This window comes from Micromonospora sp. NPDC049101 (genome assembly GCF_040648675.1).
Lineage (GTDB): Bacteria > Actinomycetota > Actinomycetes > Mycobacteriales > Micromonosporaceae > Micromonospora.
In genome coordinates this window covers 17,019-31,379 of record NZ_JBEZED010000031.1, presented here as the reverse complement: position 1 = coordinate 31,379, position 14,361 = coordinate 17,019, and the positions used below count along the sequence as shown (strand labels likewise).

The window sequence follows — 14,361 nt, the reverse complement described above, 5'->3', positions numbered from 1 at the left end:
GCCCGTCGGCGCTGGCCCGCCCGTCGGCGCTGGCTCCGCCGTCGGCGCTGGCCCGCCCGGCCTGCCCGTCGGCGCCGGCCTGGCCGTTCTGCTCGGCGAGCGTCCGCCAGGCGGCCTCGGCGGCCCGCTGCTCGGCCTCCTTCTTGCTGCGCCCCTCGGCGCCGCCGTACCGGTTGCCGGCCACCACCACCCAGGCGGTGAACGTCTTGAGGTGATCGGGGCCGGTGCCCTCGATCCGATATTCCGGGACGCCGAGCCCGAGCGCCGCCGTCAGCTCCTGCAAGCTGGTCTTCCAGTCCAGTGCGGCGCCCCGACCGGCCGACTCGGCCATCAACGGGTCGAAGAGCCGGTGGATGACGATCGCGGTGGTGTCCAGCCCGTACTGGAGGTAGATCGCGCCGAGCAGCGCTTCGAGCGTGTCGGCGAGGATGCTCGCCTTGTCCCGGCCGCCGGTGGTCTCCTCGCCCTTACCGAGCAGCAGGTACGCGCCGAGGCCGTCCGGGCCCAGGCCACGGGCCACGTCGGCGAGCGCCCGCATGTTGACCACGCTGGCCCGCAGCTTGGCCAACTGCCCCTCCGGCAGGTCCGGATGGTTGTGGAAGAGCGCGGCGGTGATCACCACGCCGAGCACCGAGTCACCGAGGAACTCCAGCCGCTCGTTGGTGGGCAGCCCCCCGTTCTCGTACGCGTACGAGCGGTGGGTCAACGCACGCTGTAGCAGCTCGGGCTCCAGGCTCACGCCGAACGCGGCTTCCAGATGACCGACGGACGCCCGCCGCCGCTTGTCGTTGCTCATGATGTGCGTACCTCGGTGTCGGTGGAGCGGTCGGTGCGGTCCATCGCGGCGTCGCCGTCGAGCAACGCCGAGACCAGATCGGTGGCGCGCCGCCGCCACAGGTGGGCGGCGAGAGCTATGCCCGAGGCGACGTCGTCGGCGCGAGCGGAACCGTGGCAGACGACCACCGTCCCCGCGACGCCCAGCAGGGCGGCCGCGCGGGGCGCGCCGCCCTCCGCGGGTGGCCCACCAGCCATCGCGTACGCGCCCTCGATGGCCTTGAGCAGCACGTTACCGGTGAAGCCGTCGGTGACGACCACATCGACGCGCGAACCGAGGGTCACGTCGTACCCCTCGACCAGGCCGACGTAGCGCGCCCCACCGGGCAGTGGCTCGACGGCGAGCAACGGGTCGGTGGCCCGGCGGACCCGGTCGCCCTTGCCGGCCTCGGTGCCGACCGAGAGCAGCCCGACCCGCGGCGCGGTGATCGAGTGCGCCACCGCGGCGTACGCGGCGCCGAGTACGGCGTGCCGGGCGAGGGTGGCCGGGCGGGGCTCCAGCGAGCCGCCGACGTCGAGGAGGACGACCGGCCCGGCAACGGTGGGCAGGGTGGCGGCGAGCGCGGGTTGGCGGATCTCCGGCCAGCGGCCGAGGCCGAGCACGGCCGCGGTGACGGTGGCACCGGTGGCACCGGCGGAGACCAGGGCGTCGGCGGTCCCGTCACGTACGGCGGTCACCGCGGCCCGGACCGTACTCTCCGCACGGGCGGCACTGGGATGGTCGGCCATGCCGACGACATCGCGGACCGGCCGCACCGTGATCCGCGCGCGTTGCGGCGGATCGAGGGCAGCGATCAGCTCGTCGGCGACCTCGGCCGGGCCGACGAGAAGCAGGTGCAGGTCAGGATCGGCGCGCATGGCCCGCAGAGCGCCGTCAACCACGACGGCGGGAGCGTCGTCCCCGCCGAGGAGGTCAACGGCGATCCGCGCGGTGCCCGGCTCCATCGGAACGCCGGCCGGAGTGGGCCGGCCGGCGTCGGAGGAAGCCGGGGCACCGGGCGAATGCCAGGGTGCGCGCGCCGCCCGACCTGGGGTCGGGGGCGTCACTCGGCGTCCAGGTCAGACCTCGAGAACCTGGCGGCCGTTGTAGGTGCCGCAGACGGAGCAGGCGGCGTGCGGCAGCTTCGGGGACTTGCACTGCGGGCACGCGATGGTCGCGACCACCGTCGCCTTCCAGTTCGCCCGGCGGGACCGGGTGTTGCTGCGCGACATCTTGCGCTTCGGGACGGCCACGGTTCTTACTCCTCTGTAACGGTCAGTTGCGACAGGCCCGCCCAACGCGGGTCGATCTGCTGGTGACTGTGGTCGGCCGGCAGATCGTCCCAGTGCGCCCCGCATTCGGGGCACAACCCTGGGCAGTCCTCCCGGCAGAGCGGGTTGGTCGGCAGCGTGAGCACCAACGCGTCCCGCAGCGCCGGCTCCAGGTCGATCAGATCGCCCTGCATCCGGCCCACCTCGTCCTCGTCGGTCGTGGCGTCCGTGGTGCTGTCCTCGTACGCGTACAGCTCCTGGATCGTCACGCCCATCGAGTCGTTGATCTCGCGCAGGCAACGGCCGCACTCGCCCCGGACGGGACCGGTGATGGTCCCGGAGACGAGCACGCCCTCGGACACCGACTGCAACCTCAGATCGAGGTCGAGGTCCGCGCCCTCCGGCACGCCGATCAACTCCACACCGAGGTCCGCCGGTGCCGGCACGACCCGCTGGACCTCACGCAACGCGCCAGGGCGGCGCGGCAGGTCCCTCGTGTCGAGGACCAGCGGCGACCTGGGGTTGAGTGTCGATGGCGAGTGCTTGGGCATAGTCAGACTCCGGCCGGTGAGAGGCCGACAAAAAAGGTTACCTGGGCGACCGCCGGACCGTCGAACCGGGGGCGACACCCGGGCGAGAATGTCGGCTGGTGAGGTGCCGCTCAGAAGGGTAGCGGGCGTTCCGCCTCATCCCCACCGAAGGTGCCGATCTCCCGCAGTGCGTGCATCTTGTCCCGGCCCCGCTCTATCGAGGCCAGCGCCCGGGTGAGGAACTGCTCGAAGTTGGCCAGGGCGGTGTCGACGTAGTCGTCGACCTCCTCACGCAGGCGCTGGGCCTCGGCCCGGGCCTCGGCGATGATCCGGGCGCCCTCGTGCTCGGCCGACACGGTGATCTCGTTCACCGAGACCAGGCGGGCGTGTTCTGCCTCACCCTCGCTGATGATCCGGTCCGCCTCGCGCTTGCCGGCTTCCATGATCTTGTCGCGCTCCTCCAGGAGCGCGGCGGCGCGACGCAGGTCGGCGGGGAGATCGGCGCGCATCTCGTCGAGGGCAGCGATCATCTCACCCCGGTCGACCATGCAGTTGTTGCGCGACATCGGGACGGAGCGGGCCTGCTCCACCATGGCGATCAGTTCGTCGATGCGATCGAGCGGGTCCACCGGTACCTCACTCCTGTCGTTCCTCGGCCGACCTCCATGATGCGGGCTACGGCCGTTCCCCGCGTCACCAATCATGTCGTGCTCGCCCCACACAAGCCCCATCCACCCCAATCCGGCGCGTCGCGACATCGCCACCCACTGCCGCCGCCCCGCCGCCCAGCCCCGGCCCCGCCCGCGATCTTGCACGTTCTGCCGCGACAACTGCCGCAAAAACCACGAACCGGCGACCGAAACTGCAAGATCGCCGGGGTGGGGTGCGGGTGGGGTTTGGGTCAGGGGCGGGGGCCCAGGCGGGCCTGTAGGGCTTCGCGGACCGGGTCGGGCACGTGGGCGGAGATGTCGCCGCCCCACTTCGCCACGTCCTTGACCAAGCTTGAGGAGAGGAACGAGTAGAGCGGGTTGGTCGGCATGAAGAGCGTCTCGACGCCGGCCAGCCCGATGTTCATCTGGGCCATCTGCAACTCGTAGTCGAAGTCGCTGACCGCCCGCAGGCCTTTGATCAGCACACTGGCCTGTTGGGCCCGGCAGAAGTCGACAAGCAACCCGCGGAACGACTCGACCCGCACGTTGCCGTACGACGAGGTCACCTCGCGGAGCATGTCGATCCGCTCCTCGACGGTGAACAGGCCACTCTTGGACTGGTTCACCAGGACGCCAACCACCACCTCGTCGAAGAGCCGACTGGCCCGCCCGATGATGTCGAGGTGTCCGTTGGTGACCGGGTCGAACGAACCGGGGCACACCGCACGTCTCATGATCGGCGACCGTACCAAAGGGTGGTCTCGCCGTACCGGCGACTGCGGTCCGGGGTGATCCCCTCCACCCAGTCGAACTGCCTGGTACGGCTGGACCGCTCCACCACCACCAGCGCATCGGGCACCAGCCAGCCACCATCGACGAGCGTCGTCAGCAGCGAGGTGATCTCCGCATCCGGCACCGCGTACGGCGGGTCGGCGAAGACCACGTCGTACGGCCCGCCGTCCGGGCCGGCGGCCAGCACCGTCGCGACCTTCCCGGCAACCAGGCGGACAGCCGGGCCGACGCCCAGGGTCGCCACGTTCTCCCGGATCACCCGAGCCGCCCGCGGATCGGACTCCACCAGCAGGACGTGCCGGGCACCCCGGGAGAGCGCCTCCAACCCGACCGCACCGGAGCCCGCGTACAGGTCGGCGAAGCGGGTGCCGTCGAGGTCGACCTCGGCCTGGACGGCACTGAACAGCGCCTCCCGGACCCGGTCGGAGGTGGGTCGGGTGCCGGCGCCGGGGGGCGCGGCGATCCGCCGCCCGCCGAGCGTCCCGGCCACGATCCGGGTCACCGTCTCCTCCTGCTCATGCCCGCGACGCTACGCGAGCCGGCGCCGACCACGACCAGCACCGCCGTATCGCCACCCCGGACGACATCTCCGCCGGGTCTTGACGGCGTCCGTCGCGTCTGAAACGCCCCTGACCTCTGTCGCCGCCGCCCGGTCCACTGCGGAGCCGCCAGCCGACCATGGGCACCACCCCGTCCTCAGTGATCAGTTGACCACCTTCCGTTCATCAAAGATCACGAATCAACTACATTGCCCAATGGCAATGATGAGAACTCCCCTCATTCATGACTCGTCAGTACAGTCACCCTCTGTCCCCGCTTCGCGCGGGAACACCCCCGCGTCGCGACGTCCCGGTGAGCAGACGACCTACCCGGTCGCCCCGCCTCCCGACCTCACCGCACGCGATCCGTACCCCCCTCACCAGGAGCAGGCGTTGAACCTCCCCAAGTCTCCGTTGCGGCGCATCGCGGCCATCGCCGCAGGCGCGCTGATCGGCCTCACCGGCGCAGCGACGTTCGCCGGCCCGGCATCCGCGCACCACCCCGAGCCCTCTGGCAGCTACTGCGCCGCCAAGGATGGCACGGTGACCGTCAAGTGGTCCGTGATCAGCACCGAAACCGACATTTACGGCTTCATCACCAAGCTCAAGTCCACGATGCCGGGTGACATCACCGGCAGCCTGGCGCTGGGAGCGAAGCTTGAGCAGCAGAGTGAGGGCCCGCTGACCGGCACCCAGACCCACACCTTCAAGGGCAAGATCCCCAAGATCGAGCTCACCGTGGCTGCGCACTGGGACCGCAACGGCACGAGCCACGACGGGGAGCGCACGGTCACCGCTCGACCCAGCAAGAACTGCAGCCCGACGCAGTCGCCGTCGCCCACCCCGACGCCCACCGGGTCGCCCACCCCCTCGCCGAGCACCTCGCCGACGCCGACCAAGTCGCCCGTGGTCACCCCGTCGCCGTCGGCATCCAGCCCGACCGTGACGCCGTCGGCAACCCCGTCGGCGACGCCGTCGGCCCCGCTCGAGGGGGAAGAGCCCGCGTTCGAGCTCGACCAGACCTGCGACAACATGACCTTCACCGTCAAGAACCCGGCCAAGGGCATCGCCTTCTCGGCAACGATGACCACCGAGAAGGGCGTCACCAAGACGCTCGCGTCCGAGCCGGGTAAGACCACGTCCGTCAGCTTCGACGCGTACCCGGGCCTCAAGGTCACGGTCAAGTACGACGTGGTCGAGGAGTCGGAGACCGTCCCGTACACCCAGCCGGCGAACTGCGGCCAGGGCGGCGGCGACAAGGACGAGCCGGCGCTGCCGCTGACCGGTGCCGCGACCGGCGGGATCATCGCTGGCGCCGTGGTGCTGCTCGCCGCTGGTGCTGGTCTGTTCGTGATGGCGCGTCGTCGTCGGGTCCGCTTCACCGCCTGAGACAACACGCTCTGACAGAAACTGAGGGCGCGTCGACCATCTGGTCGACGCGCCCTCGGTCATTGTCGGAGGGCAATTCCTCGTTCTGGCCCGCCTCTGGACAGTCCTTGATGGGCCAAGGTCAGTCAAGGCGGAGTGTGGACACCGTTCCGCTCAGTTCGGCTGCCTTGAAGGCAACCTCTTCCGCTCCCGCCGAGGCAAGGCGATGCCGGGCCTTCTCCTGCGCCCCGCGGGTCCTCGCCACGACGGAGACCTGCGGGCGCCTGCTCCTTGCCGGGTTCAAATATCGCTGAGCGACCACTGTCAGGTCCTGGGCGGTCCACCAACCAGAGAACTGCCCCGAGGCTCGGACGTCTGCAGTCAGCTCGTCGAAAGCATCCAGCACGACGTCCAGTGGCAGGTCACCCACTGCCACATAGCGCCATCCCTGGACGTCGCCCCACGCCGCGGCGTTCTCGATGAACGACTCCACAGAATCGAACAGTGGAGTGAACTCTCCAGACCAGGAACAGCCGAGAGTCCCGTCAGCTGCAGCGGCGATGGCACACTGGATCGAGGGGTGGTCACCGCAGCGGAAGATGTTCCCGCACCGTCCCCGGTGTCGCGGGATGCTGCGAGCGTCGGCACCAAACGTCACCCGGCCCTCTAGCGGCCCGCCCAGCGACACCACCGAAAGCCCTCCGTAGAGCCCGTCGAACGCCAGCGCGGCCCTCCTGACCGCGGCACATTCGTCGCAGTCGCCCGCTACGGCAGCTGGCTGAGCCGGGCTCTCGGCAGACGCCGTCCTGGTCGGTGTGAAACTTGTTCCCGAGTAATCAAGAGATCTGGCAGAAAGAGCATCTCGGAGTTGAGCGGAACAACGCCTTGCAGGACTTGCAGAAGTCACCATTCAACGCGCAAGTATAGCAGGTCCCAGCCCACCCGTTGCAAGGAAAGTGCAACAGCCGCGTACTCACCAGTTGCCTTGTTATAGGCCGCATTTCGGCATTTCCTTGCCCGAGTTGCTTGTGCCACAACAACATCCGCTGCGGACTGCCTGCTTGACGGCGGCCAATACGAAGGCGAAAGGATTCTGCCCCGCTCGCAGCCTAGGTGCAATTTAGGCGTCAACCCACCCTGCGACCGGCCGAGCACTTGATCAGTGCTGGCGAAGTCTAGTGATGCGCGCCGCCTGGCCCGCCGCATACAGAGTGATGATCATTCCTCTGAAACAACCAGAACTGCCCCCGCTGCAACGTGGCCGAACCCGGGACCTGCAAGAGTCACTCTGGCCGTCTGACCGTCAGACAGGTGATCCAAGCGGCCAGCGGAACCAGTTATCGTAGCGATCGTCAGGGCATCACCATAAGGATGGTTCCACAATTTCCGCCCCTCACGAAGCGGCCCTCCCTCTGCTCGTGCCGTACAGACAACGGCACCATCATGAACACCGCGCACGTCGAGAATTAGCAATCTCTCCCGTGCCGTTCCGACACGTGGTTCAAACGAAAGCGCCTGTTTGGCATCGACAAAGACGTCGCGCACCTCGCCCTCAGTCAGAAGAGGTGGAGTGAAAGCGGACGCTTCCATGTGTGCGTGAAAATCACCGGGAACAGCGAGGTCATGCACATCTACCAACTCTGCCACTATCCGGGGCCAGACCCACACACCATCCGTTAGGACGCTCTCTCCGCCTGTGATTGCACGATCCATCGAAGCCAAGGGATCACGGACACTGCCAGGCACAACCACTAAGGGCACCCCGGAGCGAAGATATGCAACGATGGCAGTCTTGTCCCGGGACGCCGAACGCTCGATATTTCCGACACTTACGGCTTTACCCACGGAGTATCCGAGGTCGTCATAGAATCCGAAGTATCTCAATCGTCGAGAAGCCACGAATCACTCTCCATCTTATAGCCTTGCCACTCACCACCACCCGCGAACGTTCCATCAGGATTGACGAAGAGCTTTTGGGTGTATCCGGACACATCGGCGCGCATTTCCCGGAACATCGAGTAGGTCATGTTACCGCCGTAGCACGTGATCAGGCAGACGGGTTGGCCCTCCTTGTAGCTCGGATTTGCCCTGACGGCATCCGCCACAGTTCGGGCCGTAGTTCCGTTCGCAAACCCGTCAGCGTTACCATGGATCACTACATTGTGAACATCGGGAAGACGCGGCGCGAATCGCAGGGCCGCAGCGGTATTGGGATCATTGCCGATGCCCGTCGCCCCGTTCTCGTGGGTCACAGTCGGCTTCCACGCGGCCGGATCGTACTCGCCGGCCATGCTGCTGGAGCGGGCTGCCGAAGCCCCCTGGGCAGCCTTCGTCGCAGACTTGGTGAAGGCGTTTCGGGTGAGGCCGCTAACTATCGCGCCGGCCTCCTTCTTCGCCGCCGTGCCACCGGCCGCTGCTGCGGCCCGCGCACCTGCTCCGGACAGCAGTGACGACACTCCGGCCTTGAGGGCTTGGCCGGCTACCGAACCGAGGCCGGCCATGACGCCGCCGACGACCGCACCGACCGCGCCCTGGATGAGCATGCCGCCGAGGCTGAAATTGCCCTTGTGTTCGACCTTGGTCTCGATGGCGTACGTGACCATGTTGCCGGCGGCGCCGGCGAGGGCTCCGCAGGCGACCGCTCCGGCCCCGGTCCAACCGATGGCAAAGCCGCAGCCGACACCGACGGCCACGCCCACGGCGACTCCGGCGATGGTCGCCTTGTGGTCGTCGACCCAGTTGGCGGTCGCGGTGAACGGCTTCTTGAGCTTGCAGCCCCAGCCACACTTCTTGGGCTTGGGCGGCTTCGTGGGCGATGGTTTCGTCTGGGCTGGGTCGGGTGCGGTGGCGGCCGGGGGGCCGGTGGCGAATCCTCCGCCGTCCGAGACGATCATCAGGCCGGATGGGTCCGCGTGCACCACCGGGCTGTTGTCCGCGTACGCGTAGCCCTCCATCGACTGCGGGTCGCTGGTGTTGAGCATCGGGTCGACCGAGATGAACCGGCCCAGGGACGGGTCGTACTCGCGGGCGCCCAGGTGCGTCAGACCGGTCGGATCCGCGGTGCCGCCGACGAAGCCCTTGGTGTTGACCCAGGGGGTCGCCTGGCCGCGTGCCGTGCCGAACGGGGTCTGCCTGCGGATGGCGACCGCCTGGGTCTTCTCGTCCAGTGTGACGTCCTGGGTGCCCTGGTGGTCGCTTGCCAGCCAGGTCAGTCCCTTCGCGGTGCGCTGGGCGACAGTTCCCCCGCCGAACGGGTAGTAGCGGGTGCACGCCGCCGTCGCGGTGCTGTTGGTGTATCGGAGTTCCTCGTTCGGCAGGTAGAGGGTCCGGCCGGTGGTGTCTCGACTGATCAGGCGGTTGCCGTCGGCGTCGTACAGGTAGCTGACCGTGCCGGCGGTGTCGGTGGAGCTTTGGAGGTGACCCTCGGCGTCCCAGATCAGGGTCTGGGTTCCGTTCGGTCCGGGGCGGGTCTTGGTGTTGCCGGCCTTGTCGTAGGTGTACGTCGCGCTCCGCGTGCCGCTGTTGTCGGTCGTGGTGGTGCCACGCAGTGCGTGGGGTTGCCCGGCGCTCGGATCGGAGGGCGCGCTGTCGCTGAACTGGTAATCGGTCTTGACGTCGCCGTTCGGTGTGGCGTGGTCGGTGAGCTGCTGCCGAGCACCGCCGAGGGTGTAGCTGTAGCTCTGCCAGTACGGCGCGGGTCCGCCGAGCGCGGCGGCGGTGGGCGCCGAGCAGTCGTCGGCATTCGGCGTCCAGGCGTCCTGGATCCGTTGGTAGCGGTCGTAGGTGAAGCACTGGATGTCGGTGTAGCCGCCGCCGGTGGGCGCGTCCGCGATCTTGGTGACGTTGCCGGCGTCGTCGTAGGTGTAGTGCGTGTCGGTGACGGTGTTGGGCGTGACGCCGTCGCGGTGCACCTTGATCTCGTTGAGCCGTCCGGTGGTCTGGTCGGTCTCGAAGGACAGGTACGCGCGGGAGCCGGTGCTGCTGAACATGCCGGTGTAGAGCGTGTACTGGGTGGCGTGGGCCAGAGCGTCGTACTGGCTGTCGGAGACGATGCTCGCCTCGGACGAGTTGCCGTAGAGGTCGGTCAGACTGAGGGGCTGGTCGAAGTCGGTGTAGTGGTTCAGGACGCTTTCCGCCTGCAGGTCACCGGTGGCCGGGTAGCTGAGCCCGCTGACACTGCCGTCCGGGTTGTACCCCGAGCCGAAGACGAAGGTGCCGCCGATTCCGGTTTCCGCGTTGGGGATCGTCACGCTGCTGGTCAGCGGCTGGTAGCGCTCGTCGTACTGCTTGACGGCCTTGACGTAGCGGCGGTTGGAGTCGATTCGACTCGACTGGAAGAGCTGCCCCTTGACCGGGGTAACTCCGTCGGCGAAGGTCGCCTCGTCGTAGTCCCACTGGGCGAGCTGCCCACTGGAGGTGGGGCTGGTGCCCTTGTACAGGGCCGTCTTGCGGTCCAGGGCGTCGTAGGTGTACGTGAGGGAGACCGAGTTGGCGTCCGTGCTGCCGGTCAGCCGTCCGGCGACGTCGTACCTCTTGGTTGCCTTGCCGGCATCCGGATCGGTCGTGCTGGTCTGCCGCCCCCGCAGGTCGTAGCCGTACGCCCACTTGCTGCCGTCGGGCGTGGTGACCGAGTCGAGCAGACCGCGGCGGTTGTAGCTGTAGTCGGTGTGGTCGAAGTCGGTGCCGGTGGCCGAACGGGTCGGGTACTGGCGCAGCTGCACCGTCCGGCCGCGCGCATCGGTCCAGGTGGACGTCGCGGTCGCGCCGGTGGGTGGCTCGACATCCGTGTGGTCGCCGCCGTAGACAGTCGTGGTCCGCCAGCGCTCAGCCCCCTTGGGCGTGAACATGGAGGTGACGGGTCGGCCAGCACCGTCGTACCTGGTCGCGGTCTGGTTCGGTACGTCCTCGCGGATCAGCGGCTGCACCAGATCGGTGCCGGGCCCTCCGGTCCTGTCGTAGTAGGCGCCGTAGTCCAGCACCTGCCGACCGGCGGCGTCGTAGAAGGTGTCGGTGAGGATCCGGCCGCCCTTGGGTGACGCGGTCTGCGTCTGTCGCGGCCGCAGCAGCCCGTCGTACAGGCTGTAGGACTTGGTGACACCACCCTTGGGGTTCAGGTGGCTGGTCGTCACCGCGTTCACACCATCGGTGCGGATCAGGTAGTCGTACGCCACATCGGGGGTGTCCGAGGCGGGGTTCCGCCCCGGCAGCCACACCTTCTTGAGCCGGCCGAGGCCGTCGTAGGTGAGGTTGGTGCTCAACAGGTTGACGTCGGTGGTCGAGGTGGCCAGCCCCCACGCCGGTTCGACAGTCGTGGTGGTCTGCCAGTCCTTCGGATTGGTGTCCACGGTCTGGGTCACGGGACCGGTGCGCAGGGGTGTGTACGTGGTCGCCGAGTGGTGGTCGAGGGCGTCCCACGACTCGACCGCGCGGCCGAGGTCGTCGTATGCGGAACGGGTCACCTGCACGTACGTCGGGCTGCCGCTGTTGTACGCGCTCATCTGTTCGGTCTTGGTGACGTCGCCTCTGCTGGGGGCGACGCCGTAGGTGTGCCCGTCGTAGAGGGTGCGCCCGTCGCCGATCACGTCGGCCTCGGCAACGGTGCCAGTGGTCTTCGCGCATTCCAGCGCGTACGTCTGCACACGGTGCGGCAGTGACACTAGCCAATCCGACGTGTTCCGCGGCTCGAACGTGGTGGCCGTGCACTGCTCGTCGCCGGTCACCGCCTCGTCGCCGTAGTCGTCCTCCCTGGTGACCATGCCGTACTCGTCGAACGTGCTCCTGCTGTAGGTCTTGCGGACCCACGGCGCGTGATCGAGGGTGACCCGCGAATGGGTGCCCTCGGTGTTGACGAAGCGGGCGTGGACGGTGACCCCGTTGATCGTCCGACTTGCGGTGGGTGCCGACTGCCACGGGTCGTGAATCTCCCCGGAGACCTCGGGGCCGCCGGGACCGAGGAACGTGCGCGTCTCGCGGGTCATGCCGGCGTACGCGTCCTCGTCCGGCACCGAGCCCTTCTGCGAGTCGGTGACCGACACGGACCGGGTTCCGCTCGGCAGGTGGTCGCCGTTCATGCCACGGAAGAAGGTCGACTCGGTGTACGTCTGTCCGCCCGGGTCGCCGGTGGTGACGCCGACCTTGCCGTACCCCCGCCACTGGGACCAGGTCTTGGCGTCGTCGGAGATCAGGCCGTCGTCGTCGGTGTAGTGCCACGCCGGGTCGCCGATGTAGGTGTAGTGGTGCAGGACACGGGTGGACCGACCCGTCTTGTCGGTCTCGGTGACCTCGTTAACGACGTACCGGTTGAAGTAGTCGGTCTTCTCGCTGAAGCCCGGCGGTGCCCAGCGAACGGGGTAGCACCGCAGGGTGTTGTTCTGCGGCGACGTCGGCACGTTCCTCTGGGCGACGCAGTCGGAGTCGAGGTAGTCGACGTGGACGATCGCACCGGTCTCGGTGTTGATGTCGGTGAGCCGCATCCAGTTCATCGGCGGCGAGTTGTCGACGGTGTCGACCCGGTTGGCCTTGGCCTTACCGGTGAAGGTCACGTCCGGGAGCGTCGTCGTCGTGCCCACCAGGCCGGTGTGGCTGATCTTCTCCAGCCAGAGGCCGGCCCGCGTGCCGTCTTCCGGGTCGGGATACGCGTGGGTGAGCGCCCACTGTTCGACGTTGCGGAACTTGCCACTCGACGCGTCGTAGGTGCTGGTGGTGACCGTGCTGAGGCGCCGGGTGCTGTAGAACGACGGCATCCGGGCGTCACACGCGGTGCCGCTCGAGCAGTCCAGATCCCACGGGGTGTCCGGCCAGTGCTTGGCGTCGTGGGTGCCGCAGTCGTTCAGACAGCGGTCGCCGTAGCCGAAGGTCACCTGCGCCGCCGCATGCCCGGTGAAGATCGTGTCCTTGCCGGTGGCCAGATCTGGCTCGACCCGGGTGCCGTAGCTGACGTGGTCGAGGTAGCCGTCACGGACGTACGAGTGGACCTTGGTGGTGGTGGACTGGTAGTTGTTCGACTCGGTCTTGTACCAGTACGACATGGTGTTGCCGTGCGGGTCGACGACGTAGTCGAGATTCCACCGCCACGCCTGGGTGCACGACGACGCCTTGAACTCGTCCTGGTGGCAGGGCTCGCCACTCTGGTTGCCGAAGACCGGCACCGTCCAGGTCGAACTGGTGGTGGCGCCCGTGGTCCAGCCGGGAAGCTTGTTGCGGCCGAACCAGTACTGGGTGCCGTTCGCCGTCGTGACGACCCACCACTCACCGTTGAGCGCTCCGTTGTCGGCGCCGGTCCGGTGCTCGATCCGCGAGCCGTCGTCGTTGCGCAGGTGCCACAGGTTCGCCGTGCTGGCGTCCTTGATCAGGTCGCCGCCCGAACCGTTCAGACTCAACGACGCGTTGTCGGTGGCCCAGCACTGGTCATCGGCGTGCTTGTCGGCGTCGCCGGCGTTGTTGCCGTTCGTGGTGTCATCGCTACAGGGTTTGTAACGGCGCTCGATGAAGCCATTCGTGGAAAGCTCGAAACCCTCGCCCACCTCGGACGGCTGGTTGTTCGAGGAGGCCATCCGCCCGTCGACGGCCTGCGACGAGTAGCCCAGTTCGACAGTCGGCATCGGGCCACCCATCCCCGGCGGCACCCGCATCGGGTACGACCAGGAGAAGTTGCCCGACGACCCGCCCGCCGACCAGGTCCCGGACGACGACAGCTTGGTGGCGCCGTAGCTGCCGGCCGGGCCGGACGGCGCCGCCGTGAGCGCCAGCAACTGATCGCCCCCGACCGCGATGTCGGCGGTGGCCCGCTTCGCCACCGTGTCGTTGCGGGTCGGCACCTCACTGCCTGCGCACTGCGTGCTTTCCGGCGAGGTCAACGCGCATTCCGGGAGCCGCACCAGGCGCAACCGGCTCGACCAGTCGGCGCCGTACGCGGTGGCGAATCTGCCGTAGTCCACCGCGACGCCGACCGGAGCCGCAGCAGTTGCGCCGTCACCACGCCGTACCCGGAACAGCAGACCGGCCACGTTCGCTCGCGCCGATGCCTTCTGGTCAAGCACGTCGAGGTGCATGCGGGACGGCGGTGGACCCGACCTGGCCGCTACCGACGCCGCCGGCGGCCGGAAGGAGACCGGCGAGCCCGTCGGCGCCGAGAGCGCGGCGTCGGCACTACCGGCGGACGGCCACACCGGTGCCGGAAGGCTCCCCGCCTGCGGCAGGTGGCTCACCGGTGACGGGAGAGCCGACACCTTCCGCACCGGGACGCTCGGCTGCGCCGCGGCCTTCGGCGGAGTGAAGGGCTTCGGCTTCGCCGCGATGACAGGCTGCTGGTGCATGGTGACGACGAGCGCGGTCGTGACCAGCATCGCGAGCACCGCGCGAACGCGGTACGAGCGGGATCTCACCGGTGACCTCCAC

General features: G+C 68.3%; 9 protein-coding genes and 1 pseudogene. 1 reads left to right on the top strand and 9 read right to left on the bottom strand.

Translation table 11 applies throughout. The features are described from left to right. Positions 1-88: 88 nt before the first annotated feature. From rnc to rsmD, 7 genes and pseudogenes are all read right to left on the bottom strand, one after another. Positions 89-796, bottom strand: a pseudogene (gene rnc, locus AB0B57_RS30980) (ribonuclease III); the annotation flags it as partial. Further along, on the bottom strand, positions 793-1,779 hold the full coding sequence (locus AB0B57_RS30975) for a phosphate acyltransferase PlsX (protein WP_357077779.1): 987 nt from the start codon (positions 1,777-1,779) through the stop codon (positions 793-795). The gene AB0B57_RS30975 and the pseudogene rnc, both read right to left, overlap by 4 nt. 114 nt (positions 1,780-1,893) lie before the next feature. Beyond that, the gene (gene rpmF / locus AB0B57_RS30970; protein WP_252416735.1) at positions 1,894-2,067 is read right to left on the bottom strand and encodes a 50S ribosomal protein L32; all 174 of its coding nucleotides are present in this window, start codon (positions 2,065-2,067) and stop codon (positions 1,894-1,896) included. Positions 2,068-2,072: 5 nt separating this feature from the next. Beyond that, on the bottom strand, positions 2,073-2,636 hold the full coding sequence (locus AB0B57_RS30965) for a YceD family protein (RefSeq protein WP_110562455.1): 564 nt from the start codon (positions 2,634-2,636) through the stop codon (positions 2,073-2,075). Between the two features lie 110 nt (positions 2,637-2,746). Beyond that, positions 2,747-3,244: a hypothetical protein gene (locus AB0B57_RS30960; RefSeq protein WP_281899866.1), complete on the bottom strand. Its 498-nt coding sequence runs from the start codon at positions 3,242-3,244 to the stop codon at positions 2,747-2,749. A gap of 272 nt (positions 3,245-3,516) precedes the next feature. Next, complete coding sequence (coaD, locus tag AB0B57_RS30955) at positions 3,517-3,999, bottom strand: pantetheine-phosphate adenylyltransferase (RefSeq protein ID WP_357077774.1); 483 nt, start codon at positions 3,997-3,999, stop codon at positions 3,517-3,519. After that, on the bottom strand, positions 3,996-4,559 hold the full coding sequence (gene rsmD, locus AB0B57_RS30950; RefSeq protein WP_357077771.1) for a 16S rRNA (guanine(966)-N(2))-methyltransferase RsmD: 564 nt from the start codon (positions 4,557-4,559) through the stop codon (positions 3,996-3,998). The genes coaD and rsmD overlap by 4 nt, the downstream gene beginning before the upstream one ends. A 430-nt stretch (positions 4,560-4,989) precedes the next feature. Between rsmD and AB0B57_RS30945 the strand changes: the two genes are divergently transcribed. Next, on the top strand, positions 4,990-5,985 hold the full coding sequence (locus AB0B57_RS30945; protein WP_357077768.1) for an LPXTG cell wall anchor domain-containing protein: 996 nt from the start codon (positions 4,990-4,992) through the stop codon (positions 5,983-5,985). A 121-nt stretch (positions 5,986-6,106) separates the two neighbouring features. On the opposite strand, the gene AB0B57_RS30940 is transcribed toward AB0B57_RS30945, so the two are convergent. Further along, on the bottom strand, positions 6,107-6,457 hold the full coding sequence (locus AB0B57_RS30940) for a hypothetical protein (protein WP_357077765.1): 351 nt from the start codon (positions 6,455-6,457) through the stop codon (positions 6,107-6,109). A 1,387-nt stretch (positions 6,458-7,844) separates the two neighbouring features. Further along, positions 7,845-14,348 (bottom strand): RHS repeat-associated core domain-containing protein, encoded by a 6,504-nt coding sequence (locus AB0B57_RS30935; RefSeq protein WP_357077762.1) that lies wholly within the window; start codon positions 14,346-14,348, stop codon positions 7,845-7,847. Positions 14,349-14,361 lie beyond the last annotated feature (13 nt).